General features: G+C 63.8%; 16 protein-coding genes. 10 read left to right on the top strand and 6 right to left on the bottom strand.

Features of this window, described 5'->3' with window-relative positions:
- Positions 1-24: 24 nt before the first annotated feature.
- The 3 genes from QFZ91_RS38145 (at position 25) to QFZ91_RS38135 (ending at position 1,639) form a co-directional block, all read left to right on the top strand.
- A complete protein-coding gene (locus QFZ91_RS38145) occupies positions 25-411 on the top strand; it encodes a hypothetical protein (protein ID WP_429570439.1) in 387 nt (128 codons plus the stop codon).
- Between the two features lie 241 nt (positions 412-652).
- Entirely contained in the window at positions 653-970 is a 318-nt protein-coding gene (locus tag QFZ91_RS38140) for a hypothetical protein (RefSeq protein WP_429570438.1), read from the top strand.
- Between the two features lie 129 nt (positions 971-1,099).
- Positions 1,100-1,639, top strand: a complete 540-nt coding sequence (locus QFZ91_RS38135; RefSeq protein ID WP_429570437.1) for a DUF962 domain-containing protein — start codon at positions 1,100-1,102, stop codon at positions 1,637-1,639.
- Between the two features lie 20 nt (positions 1,640-1,659).
- Here the strand turns inward: QFZ91_RS38135 and rarD are convergent, their stop codons facing one another.
- Complete coding sequence (gene rarD / locus QFZ91_RS38130) at positions 1,660-2,550, bottom strand: EamA family transporter RarD (protein ID WP_429570436.1); 891 nt, start codon at positions 2,548-2,550, stop codon at positions 1,660-1,662.
- A 557-nt stretch (positions 2,551-3,107) separates the two neighbouring features.
- Between rarD and egtD the strand changes: the two genes are divergently transcribed.
- On the top strand, positions 3,108-4,091 hold the full coding sequence (gene egtD, locus QFZ91_RS38125; protein WP_429570435.1) for an L-histidine N(alpha)-methyltransferase: 984 nt from the start codon (positions 3,108-3,110) through the stop codon (positions 4,089-4,091).
- Positions 4,092-4,194: 103 nt separating this feature from the next.
- Here egtD and QFZ91_RS38120 read toward each other — a convergent pair whose 3' ends face one another.
- Entirely contained in the window at positions 4,195-4,488 is a 294-nt protein-coding gene (locus QFZ91_RS38120; RefSeq protein WP_013092809.1) for an acylphosphatase, read from the bottom strand.
- A 137-nt stretch (positions 4,489-4,625) separates the two neighbouring features.
- Here QFZ91_RS38120 and hpnA point away from each other — a divergent pair, with 137 nt between their 5' ends.
- On the top strand, positions 4,626-5,636 hold the full coding sequence (hpnA, locus tag QFZ91_RS38115) for a hopanoid-associated sugar epimerase (protein WP_176107060.1): 1,011 nt from the start codon (positions 4,626-4,628) through the stop codon (positions 5,634-5,636).
- A gap of 99 nt (positions 5,637-5,735) precedes the next feature.
- Positions 5,736-6,275 carry a hypothetical protein gene (locus QFZ91_RS38110; protein ID WP_429570434.1) on the top strand — a complete coding sequence of 180 codons (540 nt, stop codon included), beginning with the start codon at positions 5,736-5,738 and terminating at the stop codon, positions 6,273-6,275.
- Positions 6,276-6,367: 92 nt separating this feature from the next.
- Here QFZ91_RS38110 and QFZ91_RS38105 read toward each other — a convergent pair whose 3' ends face one another.
- Positions 6,368-7,540, bottom strand: coding sequence for a glycosyltransferase (locus tag QFZ91_RS38105; protein WP_429570433.1), 1,173 nt, complete (start codon positions 7,538-7,540; stop codon positions 6,368-6,370).
- A complete protein-coding gene (gene hpnC, locus QFZ91_RS38100) occupies positions 7,540-8,406 on the bottom strand; it encodes a squalene synthase HpnC (RefSeq protein ID WP_429570432.1) in 867 nt (288 codons plus the stop codon). Before hpnC ends, QFZ91_RS38105 begins: the two co-directional genes overlap by 1 nt.
- 377 nt (positions 8,407-8,783) lie before the next feature.
- Here hpnC and ispH point away from each other — a divergent pair, with 377 nt between their 5' ends.
- Positions 8,784-9,728, top strand: coding sequence for a 4-hydroxy-3-methylbut-2-enyl diphosphate reductase (gene ispH / locus QFZ91_RS38095; RefSeq protein WP_429570431.1), 945 nt, complete (start codon positions 8,784-8,786; stop codon positions 9,726-9,728).
- Positions 9,729-9,738: 10 nt separating this feature from the next.
- On the top strand, positions 9,739-10,893 hold the full coding sequence (gene hpnH / locus QFZ91_RS38090) for an adenosyl-hopene transferase HpnH (protein WP_429570430.1): 1,155 nt from the start codon (positions 9,739-9,741) through the stop codon (positions 10,891-10,893).
- Between the two features lie 115 nt (positions 10,894-11,008).
- Here the strand turns inward: hpnH and QFZ91_RS38085 are convergent, their stop codons facing one another.
- Positions 11,009-11,611, bottom strand: a complete 603-nt coding sequence (locus QFZ91_RS38085; protein ID WP_429570429.1) for an MlaC/ttg2D family ABC transporter substrate-binding protein — start codon at positions 11,609-11,611, stop codon at positions 11,009-11,011.
- A 211-nt stretch (positions 11,612-11,822) separates the two neighbouring features.
- Here QFZ91_RS38085 and QFZ91_RS38080 point away from each other — a divergent pair, with 211 nt between their 5' ends.
- Positions 11,823-14,438, top strand: a complete 2,616-nt coding sequence (locus QFZ91_RS38080) for an MMPL family transporter (protein ID WP_429570428.1) — start codon at positions 11,823-11,825, stop codon at positions 14,436-14,438.
- Between the two features lie 2 nt (positions 14,439-14,440).
- Positions 14,441-15,460, top strand: coding sequence for an MlaA family lipoprotein (locus QFZ91_RS38075; RefSeq protein ID WP_429570427.1), 1,020 nt, complete (start codon positions 14,441-14,443; stop codon positions 15,458-15,460).
- An 87-nt stretch (positions 15,461-15,547) separates the two neighbouring features.
- Here the strand turns inward: QFZ91_RS38075 and QFZ91_RS38070 are convergent, their stop codons facing one another.
- The gene (locus tag QFZ91_RS38070) at positions 15,548-16,024 is read right to left on the bottom strand and encodes a DUF3828 domain-containing protein (RefSeq protein ID WP_429570426.1); all 477 of its coding nucleotides are present in this window, start codon (positions 16,022-16,024) and stop codon (positions 15,548-15,550) included.
- Positions 16,025-16,454 lie beyond the last annotated feature (430 nt).

The raw sequence follows: 16,454 nt of genomic DNA, 5'->3' as shown, positions 1-16,454 counted from the left end.
ACCGATTCAACCAGGAGTCACATCATGAAGACGCTTTTCGCCGCTGTTGCTTCCGCACTGCTCGTGTCGACCGCATTTGCTCAAACGGCCGCACCGTCCGCCGCACAAACTGCGCAACCCGCGCAAGCCACGCAGCTGCCGACTGCCGGCCAAGCGAGTCTGAAAGCAAGCACCGCGGTACAAGCCGGTGCGACGGACGACAGCGCGGCCGCAGCGAAAGCGCCCGCCGAAGCCGCCACGCAAAAGCACGTGAAAAAGACTTCCGCCCATACGAAGAAGGCCCACAAGTCCACGGGCAAACATGCCGTCGAAACGAGCGCCGCGAAGACTAAAACGGAGAGTGCGAAAGAGGCCAGCACTGCCCCGGCGAAAGCCGACGGCGCACAAGCCGACACGACCAAAACGCAATAACACGTGATCGGTTTCGGCGCTGACCGGCCATCCAGGTGCTGTTCAAATAGAAGCTGATGGAAGCCGGGCCGTGCCGTTCAGGGAGGGCGAGTCTTATGACTCGCCTTTTTTTACGCCGTGTGCCATGCCGTGTCGTATCTTTTTGTCGACAGAGCCGCGAATTTTTGCACCGTCTTTACCCGCGGGCGATTACGCTCGAATTGTTCCAATTCACCATCGCGTTACACGAACGCCGCATCACATGGTTCTCACGCAATCGCTCGACACGCTCTCTGCGCAACCTGCCAGCAAGCAGGTTCGACACAGCAACGTCATTCCGTTTCCGTCGGCGCGCTCGCTTCTACTCGTGACGCTGCCGCGCCCTCACCTGCGCGCACTGCTTCATTCGCCGCTCGGCGTCTATGTCATCAACACGGAAACCGTGCGCGGAGAAGTCCGCGTGCAACTCGACATCGCGCGCGAAGACCTCGACTTCACGTTGCACACGCTGCTCACCACGTTGCCCGCCGCGACGATCGGCGCATTGAAACGTCGCGTCGGTCACCCGAGTGCGCGTTAAACGCGCTCGACGAGGACAGTACAAACATTGGACAGCATCCGCGGGCGATCGTCGCTGGTCGCCGGCTACCCGATGGTTTGAAAATCCGCTGCGCGCGATTATGCTGACGTTGGCACAGGAGCGGCACTGATGAGAACACTGACGCAGCAACTCACCCAATACGCGGCCTACCACCGCGACCGGCGCAATATCGCCACGCACTTCGTCGGCATCCCGATGATCGTGCTCGCGCTCGCGGTGTTGCTGAGCCGCCCGTCGTTCGGTGCCGGGATGTTCCCGATCACGTTGTCGCCAGCGTGGCTGTTGTTCGTGGCGGCGACCGTCTATTACCTCGCGCTCGACGTGCCGCTCGGCTTGCTGATGGCCTGCATCTCGGCGCTTTGTGTCGGATTCGGCGAGTGGATCGCCGCGCAAACGACGCTCGTGTGGCTCGCGACCGGCATTGGCCTCTTCGTGATCGGCTGGGGGTTCCAGTTCGTCGGTCACGTCGCGTACGAACATCGCAAGCCGGCCTTCGTCGACGACGTGATCGGCCTGTTGATCGGCCCGCTATTCGTGCTCGCCGAAGCGCTGTTCGGTGTCGGCTGGCGTCCCGAACTGCGCGACGCGATCGAGGCGCAGGTAGGCCCGACGCGCATCAATCCACAGCGGACCGAAGCGCATCGCTGAGCGGGCGTCGCCGTTCAGCTCTACGCAAACCGCACGAAGCGCACGCTGTGCAGCGCGGTCAGCGCAACGGCGATCCAGATCGGCACATAGGTCGCGAGTTGCGCGACGCTCAGCGTTTCGCGCAGCAGCGTGATCGATACGAAGACGAGCAGCACCGGCTCGACGTAGCCGAGGATGCCGAACAACGCGACCGGCAGCAGGCGGCTCGCCTTCAGATACGAAGCGAGCGCGAGCGTGCTCAACGCGCCGAGGCCCGGCAATAGCAGAAACCACATTTCCGCGCGTCCGGCGATCGCTTGCAGCGAACCGCCGACGAGAATGAACACGATCGCCACCGGCAGCAGCAAGGCCATTTCGACGGTGAACATCGCGAGCGAATCGTGATTGATCTGACGGCGCAGCATGAAATAAGGCGGATAGCCGAGCGCAACGACGAGCGTCGGCCACGAAAACGCGCCGGTCACCCACAGCTCGTGTGCGACGCCAACCGCAGCGCAGGCGACCGCGAGCCACTGCAACGCGTCGAGCCGCTCGTGATAGTGGAAGCGCCCGACCAGCACCATCACGAGCGGCAGCAGGAAATAACCGAGCGACACTTCGAGCATGCGCCCATGCAGCGGCGCCCACAGAAACAGCCAGAGCTGCGCGCCGAGCAAGCCCGCGGCCACGCTGATCGCGATGCCGAGCTTCGGCTGCTTCATCATTCGGACAACGAGCGCGCGCAGAATCGGCAGACGCTTGCGCAGCGCGACGAGCAGCAGCGCGCCGGGCACGGTCCACACGATGCGCCATGCGAAGATGTCGAGGCCCGAAAGCGGTTTCAGCAGCGTCGCGTAAGCGGACAGCAATGCGAACATCGCCGACGCACCGACCGACAATGCGATCCCGCGCCTGAAGTCGTTGTGAGTCATTACGCGGTCCGGAATCGGTGTGACGCTTGGGCTTGTGGCGCGCGACCCAGGCTCGCGGCGTTCGTTGTCGTCATGAATATGATGTCTCGTGAGCAGGCAGGCATGCGGGCAAAGCGGCCGACGCTGCATTGTTGTTCTGAAGCGGCTCTGCAAAAAAACCGGAAATCGGGCATTCTAGACGGGTTAGTCGCCGATGGGCCTGCGCTTTTTCGTCAATCGGCTGCAATTAGTCGTGCGCATTGCGCGTCAATGCACTAGAACATAATTTCATGCGCGCGGCCGACGAACCCATTTACGTTCGTCAGCGCCGTGCGCGAATCTTGCTACCACGTTTTGCACGCTGTGGCCGCATCCCCCGCGACAACGACGGCCACAGCGGCACGAAACCAGCAGCACCCACGAGCCGGGTCGGCGAATGCAACTCCGAGCGTAGTCTTGGAGGGCGCCATGAACCGACGTCCGCGCATCTCGCCCACGGCACGCGTCAACCGCGTTTCACCGCGCATGCCACCACCCGGCAGCAATCCCGCTCATCGAATGTGACTACTGGAGCCAGCATGACCCAGCCAGCCCTATCGCTCAGCAACTCGCCTTCCGAACTGCGCCGCGCCTTCGCCGCCGCCGTATACGCAGGCCTCACCCACACGCCGCAAAAAGAGCTGCCGTCGAAGTATCTGTACGACGAAGTCGGCTCCGCACTTTTTGAAGTGATTACCGTATTGCCCGAATACGGCGTCACGCGCGCCGAAGAACGGCTGCTCACGAAGCACGCGGCCGACATCGTCGAGCATTTGCCGCATGACGTGACGGTCGCCGAACTCGGCAGCGGCAGCGGCCGCAAAACGCGGCGCATTCTCGAGGCGCTGTGTAAAAAGCGCCCCACTTCTTACTGCCCGATTGAAATTTCGCGCAGTGCCTTGCAGTTGTGCCGGCGCGAACTCGGCGACATCGAGCGGATTTCGATCGTCGGCTATGAGCGTGACTATCTGGCCGGTCTCGCCGAGGTGAGCCGGCAGCGCGCGCCCGGCGACCGCTTGCTGGTGCTGTTTCTCGGCAGCACGATCGGCAACTTCGGCCGGCTCGCGGCCACGCGTTTTCTGCGCGACATCCGCAACATGCTCGCGCCCGGCGACGCGCTGCTGCTCGGCACCGATCTGATCAAACCGACCCCCGTGCTGATCGCCGCGTACGACGACGCGGTCGGCGTGACCGCGTCGTTCAATCTGAACCTGCTCGCGCGCATCAACCGCGAACTCGACGGCGACTTTCCGCTCGATGAGTTCGAGCACGTCGCGCGCTTCAATCCGGATGCTCGCAGCATCGAGATGCATCTGCGCGCGAAGCGCGATATCACCGCTCACGTGCGCGCGGCAAAGCTGACGGTGTCGCTGAAGGAAGGCGAGACGATCTGGACCGAAAGCAGCCACAAGTATCGCGCGGACGAATTGCCCGCGATCGCCGATGACGCCGGCTTCGTGTGCAGCCATCAATGGATCGAGGATGAGTGGGGATTCGCGGAGAGTTTGCTGGTGGCGCGCTAAGCGCTGAGCACGCGGTGAACCGCGGCCGATCAAGGCATCAACGAAAAAGCGGCGCGCCCTCCTCTGGACGGCGCGCCGCTTTTTTAACCCGCTTTGCTCGAACTCAATGCTGCTCGAAGCGCTCGTACCGCTTGTCGGTCGCGCGCTCCTCGCCGCTCACCTCGGTCACACGCGCCGCCGGCGGTCCGTGACGCAGCCACGACAGCATCCGGTCGATCTGATTGGCCGGTCCCTGCAACATCGCTTCGACCGAACCGTCGTCGAGGTTCGCGACCCATCCCTTGATGCCAAGGGCGTGCGCCTGCCGCACCGTCGCCAGGCGAAAGCCAACGCCCTGCACGGTGCCGCGCACCCGCGCGTAATACGTTTCGATCCGCTCATCCAGATCCGGGGCCATGCCGCTACCTCCTTTTAATGCCTGACAGTCTTTCAAGCCGGCATTCTAGTCGTGTCGCGGCGAGCGTGCTCGACAACACCATCCCTCGCGTGCGCCACGTACAATCCGTCGACCGTCACGCAGGAAATGGAAACACAATGACCGAACAGAATCGCGATCTCGTGCTCGTGACCGGCGCGTCCGGCTTCGTCGGCTCGTCGGTGGCGCGCATTGCGCAGAGCAAAGGCTTTCGTGTGCGCGTGCTGGTGCGCGCGACGAGTCCGCGCAAGAACGTCGAATCGCTCGATGCGGAAATCGTCGTCGGCGACATGCGCGACGAAGCATCGATGCGCAACGCGCTGCGCGGCGTGCGCTATCTGCTGCACGTGGCCGCCGATTATCGGCTGTGGGCGCCGGACCCCGGCGAGATCGAGCGCGCGAACCTCGAAGGCACCGAGGCGACGATGCGCGCGGCGTTGAAGGAAGGCGTGGAACGCATCGTGTACACGAGCAGCGTTGCGACGCTGAAGGTGACGAGCTCCGGCCAGTCCGCCGACGAAACCTCGCCGCTTCGCGCCGACCAGGCGATCGGCGTCTACAAGCGCAGCAAGGTGCTCGCCGAGCGCGCGGTCGAGCGCATGATCGCCGAGGACGGCCTGCCCGCGGTAATCGTCAATCCGTCGACGCCGATCGGCCCGCGCGACGTGAAGCCGACGCCGACCGGCCGCATCATCTTGGAGGCAGCGCTCGGCAAGATTCCCGCATTCGTCGATACCGGGCTGAACCTCGTGCACGTCGACGATGTCGCCGCCGGCCACTTCCTCGCGCTCGAACGCGGCAAGATCGGCGAGCGCTATATCCTCGGCGGCGAAAATCTGCCGCTGCAGCAGATGCTAGCCGACATCGCGGCGTTGACGGGCCGCAAGGCACCGACACTGAGCCTGCCGCGCTGGCCTTTGTATCCGCTCGCGATGGGCGCGGAAGCGGTCGCCAAGTTCACGAAGCGCGAACCGTTCGTCACCGTCGACGGACTGAAGATGTCGAAGAACAAGATGTATTTCACGTCGGCGAAGGCGGAACGCGAGCTGGGGTATCGCGCGCGGCCTTATCGCGAGGGTCTCGGCGATGCGCTCGAATGGTTCCGGCAGGCGGGCTATCTGAAGCGGTAAGCGACAGCGGTAAGCAATTTGTTACAAGTCCCGCGCCGGCGACGGGTCCAAGCCCGCGTGCAGCGGGTAAAATCGCGGGTCCTACCTGAGAAACCTCGCATGAATCTTCACGAACAGCTCGGCGCGCTGGAAATGGGCGTCGATCAGCTCATTCAGGCTGTCGTGGCCACGCAGGCCGAGAACACTCCCGAGACAAACGCTGACGCGGCGGCGGAGCATGCCGCGCACGACACAGCGGCGCAAGCGGCAGCGGAACAGCCCGCGAGCCCCGCAGCAAACGCCGCAGCGATCGATAAGCCGGCCGCCCCGCAATTGCAGCCGACGCTCGAAATCAACCGCCCGGCGCGTGACGAAATCACGATGACGATCGGCAACCACACCGTCGCGCTGCGCCCCGAGCAGATCAGCCGGTTGATCGAGGAACTGTCGAACGCGCGCGCGTCGATGACGCCGGAGCAGCCGCAGGGCATCCCGCCGGGCTGGCAATTCGTGTCGACGAAGAACCCGATGATGGCCGTGCAGAAGCAGTCGAGCGGCGACCGTTTGCTCGTGATGCGCCACACCGGCCACGGCTGGGTGCCGTTCACGTTCTCGCCGGACGTCGTGATCCAGATGTACATGATGCTGACGAACGCGTGATGCGAAGCGCGTGACGTAAAAAAAGCGGCCAGGAGCCGCTTTTTTTACATCTGCATTCTGCCGCGAGCATCATTGGCCTGCGCCAAACGAATTCACCGCTCCTGCATCGGCGCCTGCACGCGCGCCTTCCACTGTCCACCCTTGCCACGCCAGTAACGCACCGCCGACGCGAACGTTGCGCCGACATAGAACAGTGCCACGAGCGGCAGAAACGGCGCCCACAGCGGCGAGCGCCGGTAGTAGACCAGCATCGGCGCATACGCGCAGCACATCGCCGCCCACGCGATCCAGGCCGGCCAGCCGAGCGGCCCGAGAATCAACGCCGCGACCGGCGGCAACAGATAGATGATCGCCATTCCCACCAGCGTGCCCGCGAGCAGCAGCGGCGAGTAGCGCAACTGCGTGAACGCGGTGCGGGCGATCATGTTCCAGATGTCGCGCCAGCTATCGTACGGACGCAGCGACACGCTCTTCGCCGCCACGTCGAGGCGGATCGGATGACGCCCGGTGCCGCGATGCTTGATGCGCGCGGCGAGACTGCAATCGTCGATCAGTTCGCCACGGATCGACTCGATGCCGCCCGCCTCCTCGAGCGCCGTGCGGCGCACCAGCATGCAGCCGCCCGCCGCGGCCGCCGTACGGTTGCGCGGATTGTTGACCCACGCGAACGGATACAGCTTCGCGAAGAAGAACACGAAGGCCGGAATCAGCGCTTTTTCCCAGAACGAATCGCAGCGCAGCCTGACCATCAGCGAGACGAGGTCGCGCTTTTCGGCATTCGCGCGCGCGACGAGCTGCGTCAACGCCTCGGCGGGGTGGCCGATGTCGGCATCGGTCAGCAACAGGAACTCGGCCGGCAGATCGAGCGTGCGCGCCGCCTCGATGCCCTGTGACTGCGCCCACACCTTCCCGGACCAGCCCGGCGGCAACGGCTTAGCGCTCAGCACGGTGAGGCGCTCCGGACATTGCAGCTGCAGCGCGGCGGCACGCGCGGCGTCGGCGGTGCCGTCGGTGCTGTGATCGTCGACGACGATCACGTGGAACGCGCCCGGATAGTCCTGCTTGAGCAGTGACGTCACCGCCTCGGCGATCACGTCGACTTCATTGCGCGCCGGTACGACGGCCGCGACGGCCGGCCATGCTTCGCGCGCCGCGATGGTCAGCGGCGCGGCGGGGCGCGCGCGCCAGAAGCCGCCGCGCGCGAACAGCAGCACGCACCAGATCAGCAGGGAAACACACGAAAGAATGAACAGGACCGCCGCCATTAAGCATTACCCTCGATTGAGCGCGCCGCCATGCCGACGCGCCTGGATAGTTGCATTGTCAGGGTGCGTGCCGCCACCACGCACCAGTCGAACAGATTGAGCACCGGGCGCTTGCGGAACACATCGTAGCCCGCGCGCTCCATGCGCTCGAGATACCGCAGTCCGGCATGCACCGCGCCGCTAAGCTCGATGCCGAGCCGCCCCGGCATGCGCAGCGCGAGCGGCGCGCCGCTGATCAGCGTGGCGCGCACGAACGCGATTTCGTGGGCCATCAGCGCGCGCCACGCGTCATCGACGACACCCTCGGCAATCTGCGCCTCGGTCACGCCGAAGCGCCGCAGATCGGCTTGCGGCAGGTACACGTGCTGTCGTTGCCAGTCGGCGGCTACGTCGAGCCAGAAGCTGATCAGCTGCGACGCCGTGCAGATCGCGTCGGCGTCGGCGAGATTGTCCGGCGTCGCCGCGCCGACCAGATGCAGCAGCAGATGCCCGACCGGATGCGCCGAACGACGGCAATAGTCGACGAGCGCGGCGCGATCCACGTAGCGATTCGTATCGATGTCCTGCGCGCAGCCGTCGAGCAGATCGTAGAACGGTTCGAGCGGCAGCTCGTATTGCGCGATCACGCCAGCGAGCTTGCCGAACAGCAGCGCATGCACGGGCGCGGCGCGCCGTTGCGCGATCGCGTCGAGCCCGGCGCGGAAATCGGCCAGACGGGCGTGCCGCTCGGCGGCGTTCCACTGACCTTCGGCAGAGATATCAGCCGCGGTGCGCACGACCTGATAGATAATACCGACAGGCGCGCGTAGCGCCTTCGGCAGCAACACGCTCGCGATCGGAAAGTTTTCGTGTTGATCGATGTCCATCCAGCGAGCCTCGAAACCATTCTGTAATACAGCGCGATGTCCGCGCAGCAAGGATCGGTAGTTTAAGGGTTCCGCGGTGACGGTGCAGTGTGCGGTCGTGGCCGGGCGCATAACGGGGCGATCTGGCGCTGGCTCCTTACATCGTTGTAACGCTCCGTAGCCCCGCTCCTCCGCAAGTCCCAGCGGATGCGGCAAGCGCCCAACACGCGGGCCGCACCGGAAAGCAAAGCGGCCCCGATAGCGTTAGAATGCGCGTTTGGTTTTGCTGTACCGGCCGGTCGCCGGGGCTCAAGACGTCAACTAATCATGATGAGCGCGGCGATAAAGTCAGCTTCACGACTTCTTCGAAACCCGCGTTAGTCGGAGTTCGCCAACTTATGCGAGTCATCCTTGCCCAGCCGCGCGGCTTTTGTGCGGGCGTTGTCCGCGCAATTGAAATCGTCGATCGTGCGTTACAGCAACACGGCGCTCCCGTGTATGTCCGCCACGAGATTGTCCATAACCGTCATGTGGTCGACAATCTGCGTCAGAAGGGCGCGCGTTTCGTCGAGGAGCTCGATGAAGTGCCGCAAGGTGCCGTCGCGATATTCAGCGCGCATGGGGTTGCGCAAACCGTCGAACGTGATGCCGAAGCGCGCGGCCTCGACGTGCTCGACGCCACCTGCCCGCTCGTGACCAAGGTGCATGTGCAGGGTCGCCAGTACGTAGCCGCCGGCCGCACGCTGATCCTGATCGGCCACGCCGGCCATCCCGAAGTGGAAGGCACGATCGGCCAGATCCCCGGCACGGTGCTGCTGGTGCAGAGCGAGGCAGAAGTCGCGAAACTCGAGTTGGCGGTCGATACGCCGCTCGCCTACGTGACGCAAACCACGCTGTCGGTCGACGACACGCGCGGCATCATCGACGCGCTGCTGCGCCGCTTTACCGACATCGTCGGTCCCGACACGCGCGACATCTGTTATGCAACGCAGAACCGCCAGGCGGCGGTGCGCGAACTGAGCAAGGAGGTCGATGTGCTGCTGGTGGTCGGCGCAACCAATAGCTCGAACTCGAACCGGCTGCGCGAAATCGGCAGTGAGAGCGGCGTGGCGAGCTACCTCGTCGCCGACGGCTCCGAAGTGAAGCCGGAATGGTTCGCCAACGTGCACACGGTCGGCATCACGGCCGGCGCGTCGGCACCCGAAGAAATGGTCGAAAACGTAATCGATGCGCTGCGCGCATTGGGACCCGTCGATGTCACGACGATGGCGGGCCGTGAAGAAAAAGTCGAATTCAAGTTGCCATCGAAGCTGATGCAACCTCTCGCTGCACGCGAAGTTTAAGGAGGACGCCTTGTCTATTCCGCTGCTACAGAAAGTCCGCGTCGGCGCATACATCATGCGCCAGCATCTCTCCGGCAACAAACGCTATCCGCTCGCCCTGATGCTGGAGCCGCTGTTTCGCTGCAATCTCGCCTGCAATGGCTGCGGCAAGATCGACTATCCGGATCCGATCCTGAACCAGCGTCTGTCGCTCGAAGAATGCCTTCAGGCAGTCGACGAATGCGGCGCGCCGGTCGTCTCGATCGCAGGTGGCGAGCCGCTGCTGCACAAGGAAATGCCGCAGATCGTCAAGGGCATCATGGCGCGCAAGAAGTTCGTGTACCTGTGCACGAACGCGCTGCTGATGGAAAAGAAGATGGACGACTACGAGCCGAATCCGTACTTCGTGTGGTCCGTTCACCTCGACGGCGACAAGGAAGCGCACGATCACTCGGTGTCGCAGGAAGGGGTGTACGAGAAGGCCGTCGCCGCGATCCGCGAAGCGAAGCGCCGCGGCTTCCGCGTGAACATCAACTGCACGCTGTTCAACGACGCAGAGCCGGAGCGTGTGGCGAAGTTCTTCGACACGCTGGGCCCGATGGGCGTCGACGGCATCACGGTGTCGCCGGGTTATGCGTATGAGCGCGCGCCCGATCAGCAGCACTTCCTGAATCGCGACAGGACCAAGCAGCTGTTCCGCGAGATCTTCAAGCGCGGCAACAACGGCAAGAACTGGTCGTTCAGCCAGTCGGCGATGTTCCTCGATTTCCTCGCGGGCAACCAGACCTACGAATGCACGCCGTGGGGCAACCCGGCGCGTACCGTGTTCGGCTGGCAAAAGCCGTGCTATCTGGTCGGCGAAGGCTACGTGAAGACCTTCAAGGAACTGATGGAAACCACGGACTGGGACAAGTACGGCACCGGCAACTACGAGAAGTGCGCCGACTGTATGGTCCACTGCGGCTTCGAAGCGACGGCCGTGATGGACACGGTCGCGCATCCGCTGAAGGCGCTGAAGGTCAGCATGCGCGGTCCGAAGACCACGGGCGCGTTCGCGCAGGACATCCCGCTGGATAAGCAGCGTCCCGCCGAGTACGTGTTCTCGCGTCACGTCGAGATCAAGCTCGAAGAAATCACGCGCGCCGGCAAGGGCAAGAAGGTGGAGACCGCGACGGCCACGCACTGACGCGTTGCACAGGAGGCGCCCGGGCGCCTCCTATCAAGCATGAAAAAAGCGCAGTGGCCAATCAAGGCCACCGCGCTTTTCTTTTACCGGTTAACGCTTCTGCCGACCGACCCGCTTATGCGCCGCGCGCATTATGCTCGGTCAGGAATTTGATCAGCCCGTCGATGCCGCCTTTGGCGATCTGATCGGCGAACTGCGTCTGATACACCTGGATCAGCCACGCGCCCATCATGTTGATGTCGTAGATCTTCCAGCCCGACGGCCCCTTGGTGAGCCGGTAGTCGATTGCATCGTCGCCGCCGGTGCTGATCACGTGTGATTGCACGACGATGTCGGTCGCGCCGGCGGGCGCGCTGGCCGGCGCAAACTGGAACTTCACTTCCTGGTCGCGCAATTGCGATAGCGACGCGGCGTAGGTACGCGTCAGCAGCAGCGTAAACTGCTCGTACAGTTGCTTCTGCTGTTCCGGCGTCGCGGTCGCCCACGGCTTGCCGACCGCGATACGCGTGGTGCGCTGGAAGTCGGTGGCGGGCAGGAAGTGCGTCTGGACGACCTGGGTGATCTTCGCCATGTCGCCGCCGCGCGCCTGCGGGTCAGCCTTCATTGCAGTCACCGTGCCCTGGACTGCACTTTTTACCACCGCGTCGGGTGCGCTCTGCGCAAACGCCGCCGTGGATACCACGGCCGCAGCCACAAAAGCAGTCAGATGTCGTTTCATACGCTTGTCATGACTCGAAAGAAGTAGCGCCGGCGGGCCGCAGCCCCCGCGGCTAAAGAGAGTAGACCAGTATAGCGGGGATTACGTTCCCATCCTGGCGAAGCTGTCGGGAGTCGTACTTGCTACCGAAGTCGGGCTTGCTTGCCCGGGCTCTGTATACTTATGCACCTTCGTCAAAAACAACACCCGTGATAAGGCCACGTCCGCCTACATGCTGAAGCCATACATCGTCCGTCTCGTCGCGTACTCGGTGCGTCATCCGCTCAGGATCATCGCGCTGTCGATCGTGCTCGCTGTCCTGAGCGGCATATACGTCGCGCATAACTTCAGGATCAACACGGACATCAGCCGTCTCGTCGAGACCAACAAGCAATGGGCGGCAGCCCAGAATGCGATCGACGCAGCCTTCCCCGACCGCGGCAACACCATGCTGGTGGTGGTCAAGGCGCGCGCGCCCGAATTCGCCGACGCCGCCGCCAACGCGCTGACCGCCGCGCTCAGGGCCGATCCGAAAGAGTTCACGTCGGTCTCGCAGCCTTCCGGGGGCCCATTCTTCGAACACAACGGCCTGCTGTTTCCGTCCACCGACGAGGTCATGTCCACCACCTCGCAACTCGTGCAGTCGCGCCCGCTCGTCAATCAGCTTGCGCATGATCCGAGCCTGACCGGTCTCGCCGGCACGCTGACCACGAGCTTGCTGCTGCCGCTGCAACTCGGCCAGGTCAAACTCTCCGACATGAGCCGGCTGCTTGCGCAAAGCGCGAACACGCTCGATCGCGTGCTGGCCGGCCAGCCCGCTGCGTTCTCATGGCGCGCGCTCGTCGATAAGAGCGCCGCCACTGATCCGGCGCGTTCGTTCGTGGTCGTGCAGCCGGTCGTCAACTACGACGCGCTGGAGCCGGGCGCAAGCGCATCGAGGGCAATTCGCGCGACCGCGGTGTCGCTGCATCTGCAGGAGCGCTACGGCGCGACGATCCGCCTGACCGGCGAACAGCCGCTCGCCGACGAGGAGTTCGCGTCGGTGCAGGACGGCGCCGTGCTGAACGGCATCGGCACTTTCATCGTCGTGCTGATCATTCTGTGGCTCGCGCTGCGCTCGGGCCGCATGATCGCGGCCGTGTTCATCACGCTGTTCGTCGGCCTCGCGATCACGGCCGCGCTCGGCCTGTTGATGGTCGGCGCGCTGAACATGATTTCGGTCGCGTTCATGGTGCTGTTCGTCGGGCTCGGCGTCGATTTCGGCGTGCAGTTCGGCGTCAAGTATCGCGAGGAGCGCAACCGCGACGACCGGCTATCGGCCGCGCTGATGCACACCGCGCACAGCATCGGCGTGCCGCTCACGCTCGCGGCCGTGGCAGTCGCGCTGAGCTTCTTCTCGTTCCTGCCGACCGCGTATCGCGGCGTGTCGGAGCTTGGGCAGATTGCGGGCGTCGGCATGTTCGTCGCGTACTTCACCAACATGACGCTGCTGCCGGCGCTGCTGAAGCTCTTCAATCCGCCGGGTGAAGTCGCCTCGCCGGGTTTCAAGCAGCTCGAACCCGTCGACGACTTCCTCGATCGCAATCGCAAGCCCGTGCTGATCGGCACGCTGCTCGTCGTGATCGGCGCGGCGCCGCTGCTTGCGCACCTGCGTTTCGACTTCAATCCGCTGCATCTGAAGGACCCGCATACGGAGTCGATGGCGACGTTGCTGTCTTTGAAGGATTCGCCCGAAGCCGCGGTCAACAACGTGCAGGCGCTGGCGCCGTCGCTTGCCGACGCCGATGCGATGGCCGAGCGACTGCGCAAGCTGCCGGAAGTGGGCCGCGTCAACACGCTGAGCACGTTCGTGCCGGCCGAGCAGCAGCAGAAGATGATGCTGATTGCGAGCGCAGCGCAGCAGCTGCTGCCGGCGCTGCAACAGCAGCCCGCGCCGCAGGCCACCGACGCGGTGCGCGTCGCCGCCTTGAAGCGCGCGGCGAATCAGTTGTCGCTTGCCGCCGAGGACCATCCGGGAGCGGGCGCGGCGGAGGCGCAGCATCTATCGGCGACCTTGCAAAAGCTCGCGGCCGCCGACGCCGCCACGCGCGAGCGCGCCGAGGTCGCGATGTCCGACACGCTGCGCATCGCGTTGAAGCAGCTGGAGAACCTTCTGCAGCCGACCGAAATCACTCAGGAGACGCTGCCTCCCGGCATCACCGCGATGTGGATCGGCAAGGGCGGCCACGCGCTCGTCGATATCGCGCCGAAGGTGCTGCCCGGCGTCGATCCGAACGACGACCAGATGCTCGCGCGCTTCGCGCGCGCGGTGAAGCAGGCCGAGCCGGGCGCGATCGGCGGACCGATCTCGATCATCCATTCGGCCAACACGATCATCAAGGCGTTCCTGCAGGCGGCCGTCTATGCGCTGCTGTCGATCGCGGTGCTGCTGTGGATCGCGCTGCGCCGGATCGGCGACGTGCTGCGCACGCTGGTGCCGCTGCTGGTCTCCGCGTTGGTCACGCTCGAGCTGTGCGTGGTATTCGGGATGCCGCTGAACTTCGCGAACATCATCGCGCTGCCGCTGATGCTCGGCGTCGGTGTCGCGTTCAAGATCTACTTCGTGATGGCGTGGCGCCACGGCCAGACCGGCCTGTTGCAGTCGAGCCTCACGCATGCGGTGCTGTTCAGCGCTGCCACAACGGCCACCGCGTTTGGTAGCCTGTGGCTGTCGCACCATCCGGGCACGTCCAGCATGGGGAGGCTGCTCGCGCTTTCGTTGTTCTGCACGCTGATCGGCGCGGTGGTTTTCCAGCCGGTGCTGATGGGCAAGCCGCGTCAACGTCGCGGGAAGCAAAAAGGAATATAAGCATGAAGCTGCGTAACGCCGCGCTGGCGCTCACCGCCGCGGGTCTCATTTCGGGCTGCGCGACCGCCCCGGACCGCAAGCCGGGCGATCCGTTCGAGCCAGTGAACCGGGCGATCTTCACTTTCAACGACGGAGTCGATCGCTATATCGCCGTGCCGGTCGCGAAGGGCTATCAGAAGGTGACGCCGCAGCCGCTGCGCACCGCCGTCAGCAATTTCTTCTCGAACCTCGGCGATCTCACCAACGCAGCGAACGCGCTGCTGCAACTGAAGATCACCGACGCGACCGAAGACATCATGCGCTTCGCGTTCAACTCGGTGTTTGGGATCGGCGGCCTGCTCGACTGGGCGACGCCGGCCGGCCTGCCCAAGCATCATCAGGACTTCGGTCTGACGCTCGGGCATTGGGGCATTCCGTCAGGTCCGTATCTGGTGCTGCCGCTGTTCGGGCCAAGCACGGTGCGCGACAGCATGGGGCTCGTCGTCGATGTGAAGTTCAATCCGCTGAACTATGTCGAACCGGCGACCCGCAATCCGCTGTACGTGCTGCAGTTCGTCAGCACGCGGTCGGATCTGCTCGGCGCGACCAGCCTTCTGGAGCAGGCTGCGCTCGACAAATACTCGTTCGTGCGTGATGCCTATGTGCAGCAGCGCCTTGCGCGTCTGCGCGGCACGAGCAATAACCCCGCGCCGCTGCCGGAATACGACGATCACGGCGATACCGGCCCCGCTGCTGCCCCCGCGGCAGGCGCGCCGGCGGGCGGCGTGCCGAATTACTCCGATCCGGGCGATGTGGGCGAAACGCCGAATGGGGCTTCGGGAGCGGGTGGCGCGGCCAAGGGCGCGCCCGGCGCGCTGCCGAATTACAACGATCCGGGTGAGTCCGCACCGGCGCCCAATGGGGCTTCTGGCGGCGCGACCAAAGCGCCTGGCGGGGATCTGCCGAACTACGCCGCTCCGGGGGACAGTGGCGCGGGTGCAATGCCGGCTGCGCCTGCTGTGCCGGCGTCGTCCCCGCAATAGCGCTGCTAAGCACAACGGGGCGCCGTAGATGGGCGCCCCGCGTGGAAGCCCGCTCGACCGCGGGCGTGTAGGTTGAAAGGGTATTCCCTAATCCATCGGGTCATACTGGTGGAATCCTTGGTAGCCGGTTGTGTCCTCTACCTTGGTTATCCGCCAGTGTCCGTTTTCCTTTGCGACGAATACGACCAGATTCTGTTTTTCCCCTAACCCGAAGGTCAACGGAATTACCACCGTTCCGCCGAGCGCGATAGCGGGATGCAAAGTCATCGTTTTGAGCCATATTTGTGGATCGATGTCTTGTACTCGCGTGAAATAGTCCGCACCGCCCGGCAAGCGCTTATGGCGATAGTCGTCCCGCAGATTATCGACGGTTGGTTTCGCCACATAGTTGTAAATGTGGCTATCGGTCAACTGATAAACGCTGCCCTCCTGCTGTAAATACCAGGTGTAAAACGCCTTCACAGCGGTTTCTGGTGTATCCGGAGTCGCTGCGGTGGCTACACCCGGCTCGAATGCCAACGCAACAGCCAGTGAGGCAAAAACGCGCAAAATAAATTTAATCATCGTCAGTCGTGCCGGAATATTTTGTATGCAGGCTTGATGGTTCGATAGGCCTGACCCGGATAAAAGCCATGCAGTTGTCGAAAGTCCGATATCCACGTCTGACCGTCAAACATCGCCATGTGGCCGTATGGATGACCCGCAATGGCTTGTATAACTACCACGTCCGCGCGCTGCGGAGTACCGTGTACCTCGCGAAACCCCGCTCTGATGAGCGACGAGCCGTAATCTTTCGCGTGCGCCGTGTGTGCAATCCGCAGTCCTCCCGCTTCAATCGCGCGCCTCGTGTACTCCGCACATCGGCTCTGGCTCGATGGCCTAGCGTTATCTTGCAGGTATTGTACGGCGTCGGCTTTGTTCCATGCCATTTTAATCTGACTCCTAAATATTGGCGAGCCTCATATTTACCGTCAATCGATGGGCAAGTCGATTA

Origin of the sequence: Paraburkholderia sp. JPY419 (genome assembly GCF_050435705.1) — a bacterium.
Taxonomy (GTDB): domain Bacteria; phylum Pseudomonadota; class Gammaproteobacteria; order Burkholderiales; family Burkholderiaceae; genus Paraburkholderia; species Paraburkholderia youngii.
Note: the sequence above shows the minus strand (reverse complement) of the source record. Positions and strands in the feature narration are given on the sequence as shown.

Excerpts from the sequence above, each read along its gene's own strand:
- QFZ91_RS38145 (WP_429570439.1), top strand. The coding sequence starts at position 25 with ATGAAGACGCTTTTCGCCGCTGTTGCTTCCGCACTGCTCGTGTCGACC.
- QFZ91_RS38140 (WP_429570438.1), top strand. The coding sequence starts at position 653 with ATGGTTCTCACGCAATCGCTCGACACGCTCTCTGCGCAACCTGCCAGC.
- QFZ91_RS38135 (WP_429570437.1), top strand. The coding sequence starts at position 1,100 with ATGAGAACACTGACGCAGCAACTCACCCAATACGCGGCCTACCACCGC.
- rarD (WP_429570436.1), bottom strand. The coding sequence starts at position 2,550 with ATGACTCACAACGACTTCAGGCGCGGGATCGCATTGTCGGTCGGTGCG.
- egtD (WP_429570435.1), top strand. The coding sequence starts at position 3,108 with ATGACCCAGCCAGCCCTATCGCTCAGCAACTCGCCTTCCGAACTGCGC.
- QFZ91_RS38120 (WP_013092809.1), bottom strand. The coding sequence starts at position 4,488 with ATGGCCCCGGATCTGGATGAGCGGATCGAAACGTATTACGCGCGGGTG.
- hpnA (WP_176107060.1), top strand. The coding sequence starts at position 4,626 with ATGACCGAACAGAATCGCGATCTCGTGCTCGTGACCGGCGCGTCCGGC.
- QFZ91_RS38110 (WP_429570434.1), top strand. The coding sequence starts at position 5,736 with ATGAATCTTCACGAACAGCTCGGCGCGCTGGAAATGGGCGTCGATCAG.
- QFZ91_RS38105 (WP_429570433.1), bottom strand. The coding sequence starts at position 7,540 with ATGGCGGCGGTCCTGTTCATTCTTTCGTGTGTTTCCCTGCTGATCTGG.
- hpnC (WP_429570432.1), bottom strand. The coding sequence starts at position 8,406 with ATGGACATCGATCAACACGAAAACTTTCCGATCGCGAGCGTGTTGCTG.
- ispH (WP_429570431.1), top strand. The coding sequence starts at position 8,784 with ATGCGAGTCATCCTTGCCCAGCCGCGCGGCTTTTGTGCGGGCGTTGTC.
- QFZ91_RS38085 (WP_429570429.1), bottom strand. The coding sequence starts at position 11,611 with ATGAAACGACATCTGACTGCTTTTGTGGCTGCGGCCGTGGTATCCACG.
- QFZ91_RS38080 (WP_429570428.1), top strand. The coding sequence starts at position 11,823 with ATGCTGAAGCCATACATCGTCCGTCTCGTCGCGTACTCGGTGCGTCAT.
- QFZ91_RS38075 (WP_429570427.1), top strand. The coding sequence starts at position 14,441 with ATGAAGCTGCGTAACGCCGCGCTGGCGCTCACCGCCGCGGGTCTCATT.
- QFZ91_RS38070 (WP_429570426.1), bottom strand. The coding sequence starts at position 16,024 with ATGATTAAATTTATTTTGCGCGTTTTTGCCTCACTGGCTGTTGCGTTG.